This is a genomic window from Weissella koreensis KCTC 3621 (assembly GCF_000277645.1).
This window is the reverse complement of sequence record NZ_AKGG01000014.1, coordinates 40793-58365: the sequence shown is the minus strand read 5'-3', so window position 1 is coordinate 58365 and position 17573 is coordinate 40793. Positions and strand designations below refer to the sequence as shown.

Below are 17573 nucleotides of genomic sequence, written 5' to 3'. Positions count from 1 at the left end.
TAGAATGGAACAATTTTTAAAAATAATGTATATGAATTTAAACGGGGCCACGGAATCTACGGTCCTGTTTTTATTTATGATGATTGACACAGTATTTGCGAATACTTGGCGAAGACGTCGAGGTGTAGCAATTACAAGTGGAGGCGGATTAGGTGGATTAATTAAATCAATTCCATTGGCACTGATGCCAGTATTAATTTGGATTGTGGAAATTCCATTATCTTTGGCGCCAGATCATATTGCTGGATTGGCGATTAATTTTAACCCGGCTATTTTCGATCTAATTGCTTTCCTAGTCTTCATTTTAATTGCTTGGTATTGGGTAAAATCAATCTTGGCCAACGCAAAATTAGCTGGATATAATCCACCAGATTGGCTAGAAAAATTTATTGAAGATGAGTATCACGTTAAATTAGGCAAAATCGAAACTGAACCTAATTCAGCAAAAAAAGATCAAAAGATTAATGTATCTCAAACGTATGGTAGTCGAAATGATGACGACAAATTTAAATAGGAGGAAACAATAATGACAGAAGTATTTTCAAATTTAGCAACTAGTTTAGACCCTCGACCAGTATATAATGGTGGATTACGAACACGAGCAATCGACTTCGTGGTAATCCATCATAATGCTACTACCAGCAAAGAAGGAGCTATTGGAACGTGGGTAGTTGGCTCTGGAGCATTCACTTCGGCGCACTACGAAATAGCAAATGGCGAAATTATTGGAACATTGGGCGAAAACTTCATAGCTTATCATGCCGGTGGAACTGGTGGGACAGATGTTCCTAAGATTAGTGACATTAACAATCGTTCAATTGGACTGGAGTTTTTAAACTCGACTGGTGCACCGAATTGGGAAGTCGGAGATGAGACGTTACGATCTGGCGGTAAATTACTAGCAGATATTTGTGCTCGTTATGGATTGCCGATTGATCGAAGTGCTATCAAACTACATGGTGAGATTACAGCCACACAATGTCCCGGTGGATTAGATATTGATAAGTTAATCCAATATGCTCGTGAAGCTGCTGGCGGAAACGGTGGTGCAAGCAATGATACACCAGTGGAAGAATCAGAAGCTATGCGAAAGTTCAAAGAAGATAGCCAGTTTACATTGTATAAACCATTTAAGGTAGATAAAGTTGAAAATATTTATGGAATGTGGCAAGCTATCAGTTTTGAGATGGCAGGGGGTAAAGATGCAAATTGGCTCGATCATGGGATTCCACTTGCGTTAGTACATCGAACTGATGGTGGAGATAACAATGATGTTGAACCAGGGGCAATGATTGCTTTTGACAATGGATATAATAATGGAACTATTGATAAGTATGATGAACCTACAAATGGAGTTTATATTTCTTGGGGAAGTACTTATGACGGTACATGGTTTAATGCAGATGCATTGATGAATCATTAAAATAAATTAAAAGCCTACTGACTTAATTGTCGGTAGGCCTTTTTTGTTTGCGATAGTAGCGAACAGTAATATCATCATGATAAGACTGTACGATACACGAAAAACGCATTTTATTTATCATAAATAGCTTTCTGTAGCCGTTCACTTAATCTAATAAGAAATATGGTCTTAAGAACTAATTAAGCCTATGATAACCCTGGTGTCTCAACAAATACGTTGGTATATCAGGGTTTTTCTTTGTTTAAAAAGGTCGTTATGGAATATGATCGTTTGTGATGGGAATTGAATTTTGGGCACCTTTTGGGCACTTTTTCATGGTTATTTTAAACTTGGACACCATTTAGGCATCGTTTAAAAAACATTTGGTAGTATTGAAATAAAATAGCTGTTATATTCTTAATGAAGTTTATAAACCAAAAATATTTATGGGATAATGTCTATATAATGGAAAGGATATATGAATAAGTGTATAAAAAGACCTAAAGTATGAATTTCAATAATTTTAAATATCTTTAATCGATAGGATATAAATAATTGTGATCATATTTATTAGGTTTATTTTATTCATAATCATATGTAATAAATAATGAGAAAAGTAGATTTAATTTTAATGATTTTGGTAATTACAACAACTGTTATAAATATGTTTATTAATACTGGTTGGTTAATAGTGTTTTCATATTCATTAATGTTTGTGTGGGGGGTATGGCGTTATAGGACTGAGAGAAATCAAGCTTATATGTGGGTCTCGATCCTTTCTGTTATTACAATCATTTTATCAATATTGTAAATCATAAATATAATGATAAAAAGAAGTGTATGGGATTGTCGTGTATATTAAAATTAAGATGAAACATTTAGTGTAAGCTGATGATATGATTGGTAAAATAAAGTGTTGCTTTTTGTAATAAAAGATGTTAATATTAGTTTATTGGTGCTGATAAGCACTTAACAAATTTCGTAAATTTGAGAAATCACTAGTTAATAAACTATAAAATGATTCTTTTAGATAAAACCTAAATAAATTTATGAATGTGTATTTGTAGCATAAATGGTAATGCAATTTAATTCTTTATTTCCATACAGAGAGATGTTATGATTCTGATTTAGTGAGATATGAGCTCGAAACTCTTCAGATACATTTGTTAATAAATCAAGGTGAGAGTAGTTCACCTATGTAAAATGTACTAACTCATCGTTAGTGCATTTTTTTGTATACAGAAATAGATAAGGTGGTAAGAGTATGTTAAATACAATTTTTCATATTGATGAAAATAGTAAATGGGAAATGGTAAATTCAAATATATACCATTTATTTGAGTGGATGAAGTTTAATCATGAAAATGGGATTATTGAATTAGTCATTAATGGAGATGCTGTTGAAATGGCTAAAAAAGATTCATCTGTAATTTTAAAAAAATTGACTGAATTAGATGTTCAAGTTATGATCTGTGAAAATTCATTAAATCAAAGGAATATTTTTTTGAATGAAATTCAAGATCAAGTTAAATCAGTGTCATCTGGGGTGGTTGAACTGTCTTTGCAACAAAGGGCGGGATTCAGCTATATTAAACCTTAAGTAAAGTAAGATAAGTTAAATGGGTGGATATTTAAGATGAAATGAGTTAAATTAATGGTAACCTTGTCTATTAATCACTTAAGGAGCTTGCTATGCCAAAAAAGATGCTGATTTTAATTGATTTTCAAAATGATTTTATTGATGGTTCATTAGGAACGCCTGAAGCTCAACAAATTATTCCTGCAGTTTTGAAAAAGTTATCCGAATATTCAAAAGATGAACGAATTGCTACGATGGATACGCATGGTGAAAATTATTTATCTACTCAAGAAGGTAAGTATTTGCCAGTCATACATACCCAATATAAGTCACACGGTTGGGAAATTTATCCAGCAGCTCAAGTAGGATTTAAATATATTATTGAAAAAAGTACCTTTGGTTCAATTGAATTGGCTCAATTATTATTAAATGAAAAGGTGGAAGAAGTTGAACTAATCGGTTTAGATTCTGATATTTGTGTAATATCTAATGCTATTTTGATTAAAAATATAGCACCAGAAATTAAAGTAATGGTAAGTGCCCACGCAACAGCGGGAACTACTCCACAAAAGCATGAGAATGTATTAGAAGTTTTAAAAACATTACAAGTCGATATTATTGATTAATAAATAATTGAAATGAATAGATTGTGAGAACGATCATTTTATATAAAGGCAAGGATGTTTATTTCCTTGCCTTTTTTGTTATAAATATACAATGTGATTTAGATTTGCATTGAAGCACTTTTGTTAAAAAAAGATAAGAAAAAAACTCTTAAATGAATACGCTTTCATTTTTAAGGCATTTCTGTTATTCTATAAATAAGGAAATTTAATTCAATGTAAATTCAAAGGAGGCGACAATATGTTTAATTTATATGCAAACCGTATGCGTGCATTACTAGGTGCCACTGCTTTAGTTGGAGGGCTATTGACAGCTCCCATCTTAATTAACGCCGCACCTCTAGCAAATTCTAATGGGAGCACAACTTTAAGCCTGACAAGTGATCCGAGCGCTATCACGCTAGATACTGTTCCTAGTTTTGATTGGGGTAGCTTAACAACCAAAGCTGCAATTAATGAAAACGGTATCGTTGGATCCCCTGCTCTTCAGGTAACTGATAGCCGTGGAACTGACGCAGGATATCAAGTGACGGCTAAGGCGACAGATATGCAAAATATTGATGAGGTTAATTTACCCATTGTATCGATGACCTTGGACACAGCAGTGAGCGATGCTTCTTTGACAGGAGCGACAAATGCTGATATTAAATCTGGGGAGGCACTGATTCTATCTGGAAATGGTAACTCTAATGGAACGAAACAGACTCAAAGTACAAAAGGTAACATAAAAATTTCAAATAATGCCAAAGTTGGTACATATACTGGAACAATTATATATACTATTAATGATGGTGCTTTGAGATAAAATACTTTTGAGGTGAAGACCTGCTTCACACCTAATCAGATTTAATCAAAGCAGGCCTAATGGTCTGCTTTTTACATAAAATAGGTAATTAATTATGAATATTAAAAAAATATTGTTTTCGCTTGTGACATTATTAATAATTGGTGGTGGAACTGGTGGAGTCGTTGTGTATGCGGATGATAATCAGCCACAAGCTGAATTTACGGTGGATGGCAAAGCTAATGAATTTCAAACCGATAAGGACACAACCTATGATTTGAAAATGCAACCCGGTGATGAAACGACTTTAAATTTAACAGTTCAGAATCTGTCAGATGAAAAAGCGACTTATCGGATTGCAATTAATCCTGCTCAAACGTCTGATAATGTCATTATTGAATATGGTAAAAGCGGCAATGCAGATGGATTTGGCGCCAAACCAAATATTCAAATCCGCCAAATTACTGAAATTAGTGACACCAAGTTGACTGTTCCTAGTCATCAAAATAAGGCCTTTTCAATTAAAATCAAAATGCCTCAAAAAAAATATGATGGGATCGTTGCTGGTGGGATTAGAGTTGAAAAGATTACTGAAAGTAGTAAAGAAGGAATTACTAATAAATTTGCTTTTGTAAAGGGATTAGTAATACATCAAAACGATAACAAAGTTAAACCTAAATTAACGATTAATTCCATTAAAGCGAGCCAATATCAATATTTGCCAGGCGTAATTGTGAAAATGAGAAATCCAACAAATATTAATATAACCGAGTTGAAAATGGATACTAAGGTTGTAAATGATAAAACAGGTAAGACTTTAATTAAGAAAAAAGTCGATCAAGGATCAGTGGCCCCAAATTCTCAATTTAATTATGTGCTGCGTCATGATGGTAAAATTCCGGCGGGTAAGTATCATTTTAAAGGGTCTGCAAAAGACAAATATGGGAATCAATGGCAATGGAATAAAGCGTTTGAGGTCAAAGAAGCAGTTAAAAAAGAAACTAATTTTAAAGTTAATGCTACCAGCCCTTGGTTAATAATTTTGTTGGGAGTGATTATCTTATTGCTAATTATTGCATTGATTTGGCTATTTATTTTACTGAGGCGGAAGAAGGAGCAAGAAAATGCGGAATAAAATGAAAATAGTTTTAATCATTTTAGGCGTATGGTTAGGTGCAGGACTTTACGGTAATAATCAAGTTGAAGCCAGTATTACTAATACTAATAATGTTTATCACATTACAACAGGAGCCGATTTAGTAAGCTTAATTGGAGCAACTAATATTGCTGGGTATTGGAGTATTACAAATCCAGCACCAAGTTCTTTATCCATATCGGTGGATAAAGATATAACTATTCCAGACATTAATCTGGGAGTGAATAGCAATATTAAAAATTTGGATATCGATTTTAATAATCATATGTATTATGTCAAGAATCGGATATCTTCTTCGTTCATTATGTCCAACTTACAACCTAGCCTTAACGTAACATTGCATAATATTAAATCTTCGAGTGAATATACTAGTGCAACCAACGGAGATGCGACTGTACCGGATCCAACGAATGAGACGGGTAAAACTAGTGGTTATCTATTATCTTACTATTCTTTATTTCGAGGAGATTGGAGTATCGTACCTAGTAATTTTTCAGGTAGTTTGACCTATGATAATGTAAGTATTAATTATCCTAATTTATCAGACGCTGGTGCACAAATGTTTTCAGCTTATTATGTGCCATTACGATTTACTGGACAAAATAATTTTAATATTAAAGGTACTTCTACCCAAGAATTTGCAGAAATATCTGATTTAACGGTTGTTAACGGTAAAACAGCGATGACTTGGGGAAGTGGTGGTGGTAATGATGGAATGTTTAGTGTTGCTTATACTGGACGTAATACATCTAATATTTCGGTGAATACCGGTGCTACTTGGGAAGTAAATAATAACGCTAAAAAAAATATCTTGTATTATGGTCGTGGAATAACAACTAACACCGTGAACATTACTAATAATGGAACAATGAATTGGAATAATCTAGGTTATTCCAATTCAGAAACACCAGCTGCTAATTCAGTTTGGGGCGGGGTGATCTTACCCACTACAACTAATATCAATTTAGGGAATAATGCGGTTACTAATTTCATTTCAAATATTTCGGTACTGAACCCGCAATCTATGGGTAAACTAACATTGACGGCGCAAAATGGAAGCCAGACGATACTGAAAACCAATAATACTAGCACTAATGTTAATCAACGAGTGATTAACGGAAATGGGGCTAGTGGTTCTAAAATTAATTTAAATGCGGTGAAGCTATTTTCGATGCAGGGGCAAACCATTCCACCCGTTCAGGCCAACAATTTAATACTAGATTTGGGTACAACTAGCCCATTAACAATTAAAGGTTTTCAAAATAATGAGCTAAATAGTTTATTTGTGGCTGAGTTGGGTAGCATCGCCGGTGATTGGAAAACAAATGATCAAATGAACCCTAAAATTAGTGGTAATAGTTATTTAAGTAATTTGCAGAATGCAACTAGAGTGGATATTCAACCAGGTGAAATTAACAATACTAATCAGGTAAAACCGTCAAATTGGGTATATCAATTAGCTGATAGTATTTTCCCAAATGATAAAAGTAAAGTTTGGTTACCACGAAATGGGGCGACTGATAATCAACAAGTTTTTTCGGTTTTTGATTCACGTGCTCAGCAACACAATTTCACATTACAAGCTTCTGTATCCGGAGATCCAGAACATCAATATGGATTTAAGAAGAATGGCAGTGCAGATGTTATTAATCTAGGATCTGGCGCCCAAAATATTCTACAGGGTGCTGATTTTAATGCCGGTACAAATGGTGACCCTAATTCTGCGGGAAAACTAACATATACTACAGATGCAGAACATGGGTTATTAGTTCAAAGTTCAAAAAGTGATAAGGCTGGGGTATTTAATGGAACAGTTACTTATACATTAGTTGATGGTGGTATTGAATAATATATTTTTAGAGTAAAAAAATGTAAAACTGTATGAGAAATTATTGTAGGTAAGTAATATTCATTATTAGTAGCTTTTTACTTGAAAGGTAGATATATTTATATCTACCTTTTTTGATATAAAAATAAAATTTAATTAAATTAATTTACGGTAAACTGTATTATAAATCACAAATGTTTTTAAATTGGATGAATGGTCATTGAGGAGAGTGAATATAATTATAAAGTTTTAATTTAATTAAACAATCCTCATCATAGATACATTAATTAATAGAATTAACATATATTAAATTAAGGATTGAATAATTTATTACAGGTATTATGAGTCGATACAGTTATTTATTTTTTCAATTAATGAACACTTCTAACTTTTTATTGTAAGTATATTCACAATCAAGAGTCACAAAAGGTCAAAATAGAGTAACAAAAAGCCTTGCAACTGAAAGCGCTTTCAAACTATAGTTAAGGCGTAGTAAAAATATTAATCAGTAAACTTTAAGGAGTGTTACTATGTCTGATAAAATGAAACAGCGTTTTGCTTATGCTTTTGGTGCGTTTGGGCATGATGCATACTATGTAACGTTATCAACTTATTTTATGATTTTCGTTACAAGTACATTATTTACAGGTGCTGATAAAGCAACTGAGGCTAAATATATCGGTTTAATTACCTCATTAGTTGTTGGAATTCGATTAGTTGAAATTATTTTTGATCCAATTATTGGAAGTATAATTGATAATACGAAGTCTAAGTATGGTAAATTTAAACCATGGTTAGTCATTGGTGGGTTAGTGTCAGCGGTGGCCTTGGTAATTATTTATACTAATTTCTTTGGGTTAGCAGTTAGTCAACCATCATTATATTTAGGATTATTTGCCGTAATTTTTATTATTTTGGATAGCTTTTATTCATTTAAGGATATCGCCTTTTGGTCAATGATTCCTGCATTGTCAAATGATACCGCTGAACGTGGCACCTTGGCAACTTTTGCCCGGTTCGGATCTTCATTAGGGGCTAATGGTACGACTGCTTTGGTAGTTCCAATTGTGGCTTTCTTTACGGCAATGACAGGTGGTAAAGGTGATGAAAGTGCAGCTGGTTGGTTCTGGTTTGCAATTGTTATTGCAGTTATTTCAGCTGGATCAGCAATTATAACAGCTAAGTTCTCAAAAGAAAATAATACGATCTTACGTCGACAAGAAAAGAATGAGAAATATAGTATTGTAGATGTTTTCAAGGCTATATTTATGAATGATCAATTAATGTGGTTGGCTATTTCATATATGTTTTATGCGATTGCTAACGTAGCAACGACTGGTGTCTTGATGTTTTACTTTAAGTTTGTAATCGGTCGAGTGTCAGAATTTGCTTTGGTTGGAGTTATCTCAATGATTACTGGAATCATTGCTGTCCCACTATTTCCGATTTTGACACGGTTAATTCCCCGCCGTTATGTCTTTATTTTGGGAATTATTTTAATGTTATTAGGATATACGTCATTTTTGGTAGCCGGTAATAATATTGGTATTATTACTTTAGGCTTGATCTTGTTCTATTTCCCACAACAATTAATTTTCTTGTCAGTTTTGATGACAATTACCGATTCGGTTGAATATGGTCAATGGAAGAATGGAGTTCGAAAGGAAGCTGTAACCTTATCTTTGCGACCATTACTTGATAAGTTGGCGGGGGCCTTCTCAAATGCCATTGTGGGATTTGTAGCTATTGCTGCTGGTATGACCGGAAGCGCTACGGCAAGTGACATTACGGCGAGTGGTATTCGAACATATCATTTGTATGCATTCGTAATTCCAGGTGTTCTAATGCTAGTTTCAATGATTATTTTCATTTGGAAAATTACATTAACAGAGAAAAATCATGCTGAAATTGTTAAGGAACTTGAATCACGTTACAAAAAAGACGAAAATACAAAATTATAGAAAATGAGGATTAAGATTATGAAGCGAATTAAAGAATTAAATACAGCTTTTGCTGAAAAATTTGGGCCTAAGACTACACAACAATTTTTTGCTCCAGGACGAATTAACTTAATTGGGGAGCATACTGATTACAATGGAGGACATGTTTTCCCGGCTTCGATTACTTATGGTACTTATGGAGTAGCCGCTAAACGGAATGATTCAAAAGTCTTTTTGTACTCAATGAATTTTGCCACCGAGGGAGTTATTCAAGTTGATCTTGATAATTTGGATTATGATCCAAAACATGGTTGGGCGAACTATGTTAAGGGAATGATTAAGAAGTTACAAGAACAGGGATATTATTTTGACAATGGTTTTGATTTATTAGTTCAAGGAAATATCCCTAATGGAGCGGGGTTATCGTCATCAGCTTCGTTAGAATTATTGGTAGGAGTTATGTTAGAAGACTTATATCAATTAGAAGTGAATCGTTTGGATCTAGTAGAGACTGGTCAAAAAGTTGAAAATGAGTACTTTGGGTTGCATACTGGAATTATGGATCAATTTGCTATTGGCTTTGGAAAAGAAGATGAAGCCATTTTATTAGATGTTAACACCATGAAACATGAAATGGTGCCTGTTGTACTGGGCGATTATGCGATCGTTATTATGAATACCAATAAAAGACGTGAACTCAGTGATTCTAAATATAATGAACGACGATCTGAGTGTGAAGAAGCGCTACGCCGCCTTCAAGCTGGTGGGTTAGAAATTGATTCATTAGGCCAGTTAACGAATGCTGAATTTGATGAAAACCAAGATTTGATTCAAGACGAAATTTTGATCAAGCGTGCTCGACATGCAGTTTATGAAAATCAACGTACGATTGATGCCAAGTTTGAATTGTCAGCTGGTAATTTAAAAGCATTTGGTAAATTATTAGATGAATCACATGCATCATTGCGAGATGACTATGAAGTGACTGGATTGGAGTTAGATACATTGGTATCATCAGCTCAAGCCCAAGAAGGTGTCTTGGGAGCTCGAATGACCGGAGCTGGTTTTGGTGGTTGTGCCATTGCTTTAGTTAAAGAATCTGAGATAACTAAATTTGAAAATAATGTGTACGATGACTATTTGAAAATTGTTGGTTATACACCAGAATTTTACGTTGCCCATATTGGGGATGGTGCAATGAAGTTAAAAGATTAAATTCAAAACGGGGAGATGGGATAAATGAATGTTGGTCAAGCAGTATATGATTTAACGACCATTGCAATCAAAAATGGTCGAATTGAGGAAGAAGATCGAATTTATCATCAAAATGAATTATTAAGATTGATTGGCTCAAATAATTTGGGTACGCCTGAAGTTAAAACGCCAGAGGAATTGGAAACAATTGTATCAACTTTAATGGATGCGGCTAAAAGGAATGAAATGATTAATGATAAAGTTAATCTAGATATGATGGAAGCGTTAATTATGGATACAATTACGCCTTTACCTAGTCAAGTTAATCATAAATTCTGGGAATATTATCAACAGCAACCAAACGCGGCTACCAATTATTTTTATCATTTATCTCAACAAAATAATTATATAAAAATGCGATCAATTGCTAAAAATATTCATTATTTTGCACCTAGTCCATATGGAGAGCTAGAGATTACGATTAATTTATCGAAACCAGAGAAAAATCCTAAGGAAATTGCTGCAGCATTGAAGTTACCACAAAATAGTTATCCAGATTGTGCACTTTGTATTGAAAACGAAGGTTTTTTTGGAAGCTTAAATCAAGCTGCTCGAAGCAATCATCGAATTATTAATTTAGAATTATCTGGTGAAAAGTGGGGCTTTCAGTACTCACCCTATGCATATTTTAATGAGCATGCCATTGTTTTAAATCATATTCATCAACCCATGATAGTAAATAAGAAAAGTTTTGAGCATCTAGCTGATTTCGTTGAACAATTTCCAGAATATATGATCGGATCAAATGCCGATTTACCAATTGTGGGTGGATCCATTTTAACGCATGATCATTACCAAGCTGGAAAACATGATTTTCCAATGGCTAAGGCACCTATCAGAGAGAAGATTAATTTAAATAATTTCCCAATGGTTCAGGCGGGAATTGTTGATTGGCCAATGAGTGTGATTCGTCTTAAATCCGCTGACAGAGAAGCTTTAATTGAAGCGGCGGAAATGATTCGTTTGAAATGGAATCAATATGACAATATTGATTTATTGATTCAGGCAAGTGATGATCAAGGTACAAGACATCACACTGTAACGCCAATTATGCGACGGCGTGGGGATGATTTCGAACTTGACTTAGTTTTACGTGATAATAATACAAATGATCAATATCCGGATGGTATTTTTCATCCACATGCAGATGTTCAACATATTAAGCAAGAGAACATTGGTTTAATTGAGGTGATGGGACTAGCGATTTTACCTCCACGTTTGGTCAGAGAATTGGATGAAGTCAAGGCGTTTTTGATGAATAAGGCTGAGAAGGTTAATCCAATTCATCAAGAATGGGCTGATCAATTAAAACAACATTCTTTTACCGATGTCGATGCTTATGTTAAACAAGCTGTGGCAGATGTCTTTACTAGAGTACTATCCGATGCGGGTGTATTTAAAGATGATTCAGAAGGTCATCGAGGGTTTTCTGAATTTATTGCCACTTTTGATTAGAATTTAAAAATAAAACCGATGATCTTTAAATTTGATATTTATACTGCTTCCCACTAAAAATGAGAAGATAAACAGCATATTATATCAAAAGACTTTAGACATCGGTTTTTTATATTTTTATGTAGTTTGACGAACAGGTTTAGCTGCTTTTAGTAAATCTTTAATTTGCTGATTATGTAGATTAGTTGTTCGTTTAAATTGACGATTTTTACGATATTTACTGGGACTTTCGCCGACCATTTTGTTAAATGATCGACTGAAAACTGAGACATTGTTAAAGCCTACAGATTCGGAAATTTCATCAACTGACATTTTTTCCATTTGCAAAAGCTCGCTGGCCTTATTAATCCGAACCCCAATTAACCAAGCTTTAGGCGACAGACCAAAATTACTAGTAAAAACTCTAGTTAAATATGATCGGTTAACATTTAATTCATTAGCTACATCATTTACATTTATTCCTGTTTCGAAGTATTCATCCATATATTCACGTGCTTGACGGGCCAGCTTTGATCCTTTGAAATCATTTTGTGGATTTTTCTGTGATGGATATTCTTGGATTACTTGAATCAATAATTCATGAACTAATTGATTCAATTGTAATTCGCTTTGTGGTGATGAATCTGACCAATTAAGTGTTTTTTGGATAAGTTCTAAATATTTTAATTGATTAGCTGTATTGAAAACATGGTTCTCATTTTTAAAAGGGGAAAAATGTTCGATAATTTGTTTAGCTTCAGATCCATTGAAGGAAATCCAAGCATAGGTCCATGGATTCTTAATATCAGATTGATAAAAAATGGATTCGCCTGGGCGAATCAAAAATGAATCACCAGCTTGTAAATGAAATTGCTCATTATCTACAAAAAAAATTCCTTGCCCATTTAGTACAAAATGGATAATGTAGTCGTGACGTTTGGCAGGGCCAAAAGTATGGAAGGGTAGGGTTTGACTGATACCACTAAATTGGTAGTAGATACTAGCATTAAAGGTATGATTATTAACGACATTAAAAATTGATTTTTCCATAATGAGCAACCTTTCTCAAACAGACAAGTCATTAACCTAATTATAGCATTATCGAAAAGTGTATATGGTATACCAGATGCGATCTTTATGTTTTGCAGTTTCTAGAGATATTATTTAATTTTACTTGTACTTTAAAAATTTGTGTCATATAATTGGTATATACCATTATGAAGTGAAAGGTTGGGAATAAGAATATGAAGATTATTAAAGTTCAAGATCAGGTTGAAGGTGGACAAGTTGGTGCTCGCGTTTTTCAAGATGCCTTACAAACTAATGCCAAAGTTTTTGGATTAGCCACTGGCTCAACACCTATTTCAATCTATGATGCTATTACTAAAAGCGATATGGATTTTTCAGATAAAATTTCAATTAATTTGGATGAGTACAAAGGTTTATCTGGAGATCATGAACAAAGTTATCGTTACTTCATGCAACAGCATTTATTCAACGAGAAGCCTTTCAAAGAAAGCTATGTTCCCGATGGGTTAAATCCTGATGGAATAGCTGAATCAGAACGATATGATGCTATTTTGGATCAATTCCCACGTGACTTACAAATTTTAGGTTTGGGTCAAAACGGGCATATTGGATTTAATGAACCAGGAACTTCTTTTGAATCAACTACACATGAAGTTGATTTAACAGCATCAACGATTGAAGCGAATGCACGTTTCTTTGACGATCAAAATGACGTTCCACGCCAAGCTTACTCAATGGGAATCAAGTCAATTATGTCAGCCAAGCAAATTTTGATGGTGGCTTATGGTGCAAATAAGGCTCAAGCAGTTCAAGCTATGATTGAGGGGCCAGTAACTGAGAATGTACCTGCATCAATTTTACAAAAACATGACAATGTTGTTGTAATTTTAGATGAGGCTGCGGCTAGCAATTTAAATAAATAATTTAGATAGATAATATCTATGCATTTTATTTTGATATGAAATGATGATATGACTAGTTTTCGTTTTTCGAATGCTGGTCATTTTTTTACACATTCGGATGATGAAAAAATCAATATCATGTAAATTAAGATCTGTAGATTTTATGCTGAGTTAAATTAATAGATATAAGTTATAATTAGGATAATAATTTATGAAAAAGAGGCAAACCAGATGCGATATAAAATGTTAATATCTGACTTAGATGAAACCTTATTGAACGATAATGGGACCATTAATGAAAAAAATGTTCAAGCAATTAAAAAAGCTGTTCAAATGGGTTTTAAATTTGTACCAAACACTGGTCGATCTTTTAATTCAGTTCAGGGTGTCTTAGATAAATTAGGTCTAAAAAACAAAGCACAACAATATGTAATTTCCTATAATGGAGGAGCAATTGTTGAAAATTTGAATAATGAAGTTTTAATTGCTCGTGATATGGACTTGATGTTAGCGGACTTAATTTTCAAAACTGGGATCCAGAGTGATCCTTTGACTGATGCTCACATTTATACGACCGATAAATTATTTATTTATAATATTTCAGTGGCTGATAAAAATTATATGGATGAACGAGGAGTTTCTTATGAATTGTTAGAGGAACCTGATCTATCTTTTTTGAAGCATGAAGAGCCTCTGATGAAAATTATTTTTGAACATTCTAATTTGGAAGTGCGTGAAAAGATAATGGCAAATGTTTTGGTAGCAGTGGGCTCTGAAGCAGTGGAAGCGACTTATTCCTCTGGAAGATATGTTGAATTTAATCCTGCAGGTGTTGATAAAGGCTCAGCTGGGAATGTCCTGGGTGCTAAATTAGGAATTAATCCTGAAGAAATTATTTCAGCCGGCGATAATTCAAATGATATTGCGATGATTAAATCCGCTGGATTAGGTATTGCTGTTCAAAATGCTATTCAACCAGTCAAAGATGTAGCTCAAGTTATAACTGATCGAACAAATAATGAGGGTGCAATTGCGGAAATTTTAGAACGATTTGTTTTGGGGGATGATTAAAAAATGCAAAGAACCTTGTCATTTATAACAGGATTAGCGATTTTAATTGTATTTTTAATTTGGGGTAATTTGGCGACAAAGCTAGATTTATCAACAGTATTAACGATTATTGGTTACATTGTATTATTGGTTATAACGACGATTATAATGACCATAATTACGGTTTATATTCAAAACAAGAAAGCTGTTGATGAGGATAAGAGTCGTGATAAATAATAAAGGTGTTTGGAAAGTTGGCGGATTAGGAATTTTATTTATTTTAATTGGGTTGCTTTGTGATGTGATTATTCAAAACTTTGGTCTGTTGATGCTCAAATTAATAGCTAAGGCATTCAATATAAACGAAAATACTTGGATACCAATTTTAGCAATGCTTTTAACGATGGGCGGGTTGCTTTATATCACATTGTTGTATATGAAAAAGTACATTCAACTAGCTGCTCCTGAAAATAAACTTGAGCCCTTTCGACGTCAAAAGACGCTCTGGATTATTAAGGGATACGTTTTAATTATCGTAGCTGGTATGTTAGTGACCATCGTAAAAATTTTAATTACTGGAAATAATGTTGAACCTGCTAATCAGTTGGCGCTAGTTGAAATGGCGCATGCTGGTTTAGCAACTAAAATATATTTAATCTTTTTATCAGTTATCTTGGCTCCGCTACTAGAGGAATCGATTTTCCGAGGAATTTTGATGAATTACTTTATGAAAAATTCATATTGGTGGGCCAATGTAGTTGTTTCAGGAATGGCCTTTGGATTATTCCATGTCATTTTTCAACCATTTCAATTAATGGCATTTATACAATATTCATTAACTGGGATAATTTTGGCATTTGTTTATAAGAAGACTCAGAAATTACAATATTCGATGGCGACACATTGCTTAAATAACTTGGTTGCGATGTTGATTTTATTATTTCAATAATTACTTTCAATTTGAAAGATGGAGGATAATATAATGGGAAAAGAATATATTTATACTACTTTTGGTACTAAAGATGTTTTACAAACTGTTCAACAACGTTATTCTAATCGACCAATATATTTAACATTTGATCTAGATGATCATGAACATTTTCAATTGATTGAATATTCAATCAATGAGAAAAGCCCATTTAGTTCTGGAGTGCAATATGATGTTTTATTTAAACAAAATCAATCACTTGATTTACGAGGATTGATGGATTGGAACTATCTAACATTAAATGATGACGAGCGAGAACATTTTATTATGCGCGCGAAGGCATGGATTACTGATCATCAAGATGAAACTGGATTAATTAATATCTTTTTACTACAAGTAAATGAAGGTTTTGATTATGCAATTTTAACGACTTGGAAAACGGAAAAACAGTTACAGGAATTTAAACCGATAATAGATGATTTTTTCAAATCATTTCAGTATGCATCAAATGTTCATTACCGTGAGAAGAAATTCCAATTTGCTAAATTTTAACAATAAGTAAATTAAAGATCAGAAACTTCAGATTATTCTGGGTTTCTGATCTTTTTTATAAAATAACCGAACTGAAAAACTACAATTTATGCGATGAAACGTGTATAGTTACTCTTATTGTGTTTGATTAAAATCTGAAAATGGTAGGTGTTAAATGAAAATTAGAAGAATTAATTATTTAATTGGATATATATTAATCCTATTAATGGTAGAATTTTCAGTAAAAATGGGGAACCATCATTTGATTTTACCTGAATTTGCAGTACTATGTGTGGGAGTTTTAGCTTTGCAAGAGGCACATTGGATTGTGAATCCTTTTAAAATTGTTTTGATGCCATCGATTACTGCAATATTGGGATTTAGTATTAATTTATTGAAAATAGATTACTTATTTAAAATATATCTAGTTATATTAATAATGTTAGTTGTGTTGAAAATAGCTAATTCAAAATTAGCACCTTCATTTGCAACGGGACTTTTACCAATTGTTACTAATACTAGTCATTGGTATTTTATTTTAGTTGTTGTGGGTATGACAAGTATTTTAATGCTTGGAGTTTTATTGAGTGGTAGTTATAAAAATATTCAAAATCCTATAAAATCTCTTGAAAGAGATGCAATGCGTCAATATTTGTAAATATTATTATTATGGATTATATTAGTACATTTGTTGGGCGTTGATATGATGATTGCCATTCCGCCGGTTTTAGTTTTATTGTTGGAAGTCATTCAAAAAGAGCATTATCCTGTAAATGTATTTTTGAAACAGGTTATCATTTTAACGGGCATTGCATATCTTAGCATGGGCGTGCATCAATTAATTTCAAATGATGTCATTTATATTTCAATGATGATGCCTTTGATTCTGATAATTTTAAAAATGTTTAGAATTCAATTACCAGCAGTCTATGCTTTTCCATTGCTAATTTTAGTTATTCCAACACCTATGACTCAACAATTGGGATTATATACACTGTTTGCTAGTGGATTTAGTTTAGGTTGTGTTTATATTTTGAAAAAGTATTCTTTAAAAGAAAGACTTATTCATATAGTGAAAAGGGTTATAAATTGATGAGTGGAGTCGAATTAATTAGGAAATATTGATTTGTGTT

At 33.1% G+C, this 17573-nt stretch carries 18 protein-coding genes; 17 read left to right on the top strand and 1 reads right to left on the bottom strand.

The features are described 5' to 3' along the window. Positions 1–4: 4 nt before the first annotated feature. The 10 genes from JC2156_RS05675 (at position 5) to galT (ending at position 12021) form a co-directional block, all read left to right on the top strand. Positions 5–514 carry a phage holin family protein gene (locus tag JC2156_RS05675; protein WP_006845669.1) on the top strand — a complete coding sequence of 170 codons (510 nt, stop codon included), beginning with the start codon at positions 5–7 and terminating at the stop codon, positions 512–514. 12 nt (positions 515–526) lie between these two features. After that, positions 527–1423: a peptidoglycan recognition protein family protein gene (locus JC2156_RS05670; protein ID WP_006845668.1), complete on the top strand. Its 897-nt coding sequence runs from the start codon at positions 527–529 to the stop codon at positions 1421–1423. 1243 nt (positions 1424–2666) lie between these two features. Further along, positions 2667–3002: a DsrE family protein gene (locus JC2156_RS05665; RefSeq protein ID WP_006845667.1), complete on the top strand. Its 336-nt coding sequence runs from the start codon at positions 2667–2669 to the stop codon at positions 3000–3002. Positions 3003–3094: 92 nt separating this feature from the next. After that, complete coding sequence (locus JC2156_RS05660) at positions 3095–3607, top strand: cysteine hydrolase family protein (protein WP_006845666.1); 513 nt, start codon at positions 3095–3097, stop codon at positions 3605–3607. Between the two features lie 238 nt (positions 3608–3845). Next, the gene (locus tag JC2156_RS05655; RefSeq protein WP_006845665.1) at positions 3846–4409 is read left to right on the top strand and encodes a WxL domain-containing protein; all 564 of its coding nucleotides are present in this window, start codon (positions 3846–3848) and stop codon (positions 4407–4409) included. A gap of 94 nt (positions 4410–4503) precedes the next feature. After that, a complete protein-coding gene (locus tag JC2156_RS05650; RefSeq protein ID WP_006845664.1) occupies positions 4504–5523 on the top strand; it encodes a WxLIP family cell surface protein in 1020 nt (339 codons plus the stop codon). Continuing rightward, positions 5513–7393, top strand: a complete 1881-nt coding sequence (locus tag JC2156_RS05645; RefSeq protein WP_006845663.1) for a hypothetical protein — start codon at positions 5513–5515, stop codon at positions 7391–7393. The genes JC2156_RS05650 and JC2156_RS05645 overlap by 11 nt, the downstream gene beginning before the upstream one ends. Positions 7394–7902: 509 nt before the next feature. Beyond that, positions 7903–9333 carry a glycoside-pentoside-hexuronide (GPH):cation symporter gene (locus JC2156_RS05640; protein ID WP_006845695.1) on the top strand — a complete coding sequence of 477 codons (1431 nt, stop codon included), beginning with the start codon at positions 7903–7905 and terminating at the stop codon, positions 9331–9333. An 18-nt stretch (positions 9334–9351) separates the two neighbouring features. Next, positions 9352–10527 carry a galactokinase gene (locus tag JC2156_RS05635; RefSeq protein ID WP_006845661.1) on the top strand — a complete coding sequence of 392 codons (1176 nt, stop codon included), beginning with the start codon at positions 9352–9354 and terminating at the stop codon, positions 10525–10527. A 24-nt stretch (positions 10528–10551) separates the two neighbouring features. Next, complete coding sequence (gene galT, locus JC2156_RS05630; RefSeq protein WP_006845660.1) at positions 10552–12021, top strand: UDP-glucose--hexose-1-phosphate uridylyltransferase; 1470 nt, start codon at positions 10552–10554, stop codon at positions 12019–12021. A 117-nt stretch (positions 12022–12138) separates the two neighbouring features. Here galT and JC2156_RS05625 read toward each other — a convergent pair whose 3' ends face one another. After that, the gene (locus JC2156_RS05625; RefSeq protein WP_006845659.1) at positions 12139–13050 is read right to left on the bottom strand and encodes an AraC family transcriptional regulator; all 912 of its coding nucleotides are present in this window, start codon (positions 13048–13050) and stop codon (positions 12139–12141) included. A 194-nt stretch (positions 13051–13244) separates the two neighbouring features. Here JC2156_RS05625 and JC2156_RS05620 point away from each other — a divergent pair, with 194 nt between their 5' ends. The 7 genes from JC2156_RS05620 (at position 13245) to JC2156_RS05590 (ending at position 17533) form a co-directional block, all read left to right on the top strand. After that, positions 13245–13952: a glucosamine-6-phosphate deaminase gene (locus JC2156_RS05620; RefSeq protein ID WP_006845658.1), complete on the top strand. Its 708-nt coding sequence runs from the start codon at positions 13245–13247 to the stop codon at positions 13950–13952. Positions 13953–14162: 210 nt separating this feature from the next. Continuing rightward, positions 14163–15002, top strand: coding sequence for a Cof-type HAD-IIB family hydrolase (locus JC2156_RS05615; protein ID WP_006845657.1), 840 nt, complete (start codon positions 14163–14165; stop codon positions 15000–15002). Positions 15003–15005: 3 nt separating this feature from the next. Further along, complete coding sequence (locus tag JC2156_RS05610; RefSeq protein WP_006845656.1) at positions 15006–15218, top strand: hypothetical protein; 213 nt, start codon at positions 15006–15008, stop codon at positions 15216–15218. After that, the gene (locus JC2156_RS05605) at positions 15208–15930 is read left to right on the top strand and encodes a CPBP family intramembrane glutamic endopeptidase (RefSeq protein WP_006845655.1); all 723 of its coding nucleotides are present in this window, start codon (positions 15208–15210) and stop codon (positions 15928–15930) included. Before JC2156_RS05610 ends, JC2156_RS05605 begins: the two co-directional genes overlap by 11 nt. Positions 15931–15963: 33 nt before the next feature. Continuing rightward, a complete protein-coding gene (locus JC2156_RS05600) occupies positions 15964–16461 on the top strand; it encodes a hypothetical protein (protein WP_006845654.1) in 498 nt (165 codons plus the stop codon). Between the two features lie 154 nt (positions 16462–16615). Then, positions 16616–17098 carry a hypothetical protein gene (locus tag JC2156_RS05595; RefSeq protein ID WP_006845653.1) on the top strand — a complete coding sequence of 161 codons (483 nt, stop codon included), beginning with the start codon at positions 16616–16618 and terminating at the stop codon, positions 17096–17098. A gap of 45 nt (positions 17099–17143) precedes the next feature. After that, on the top strand, positions 17144–17533 hold the full coding sequence (locus JC2156_RS05590) for a hypothetical protein (protein WP_006845652.1): 390 nt from the start codon (positions 17144–17146) through the stop codon (positions 17531–17533). Positions 17534–17573 lie beyond the last annotated feature (40 nt).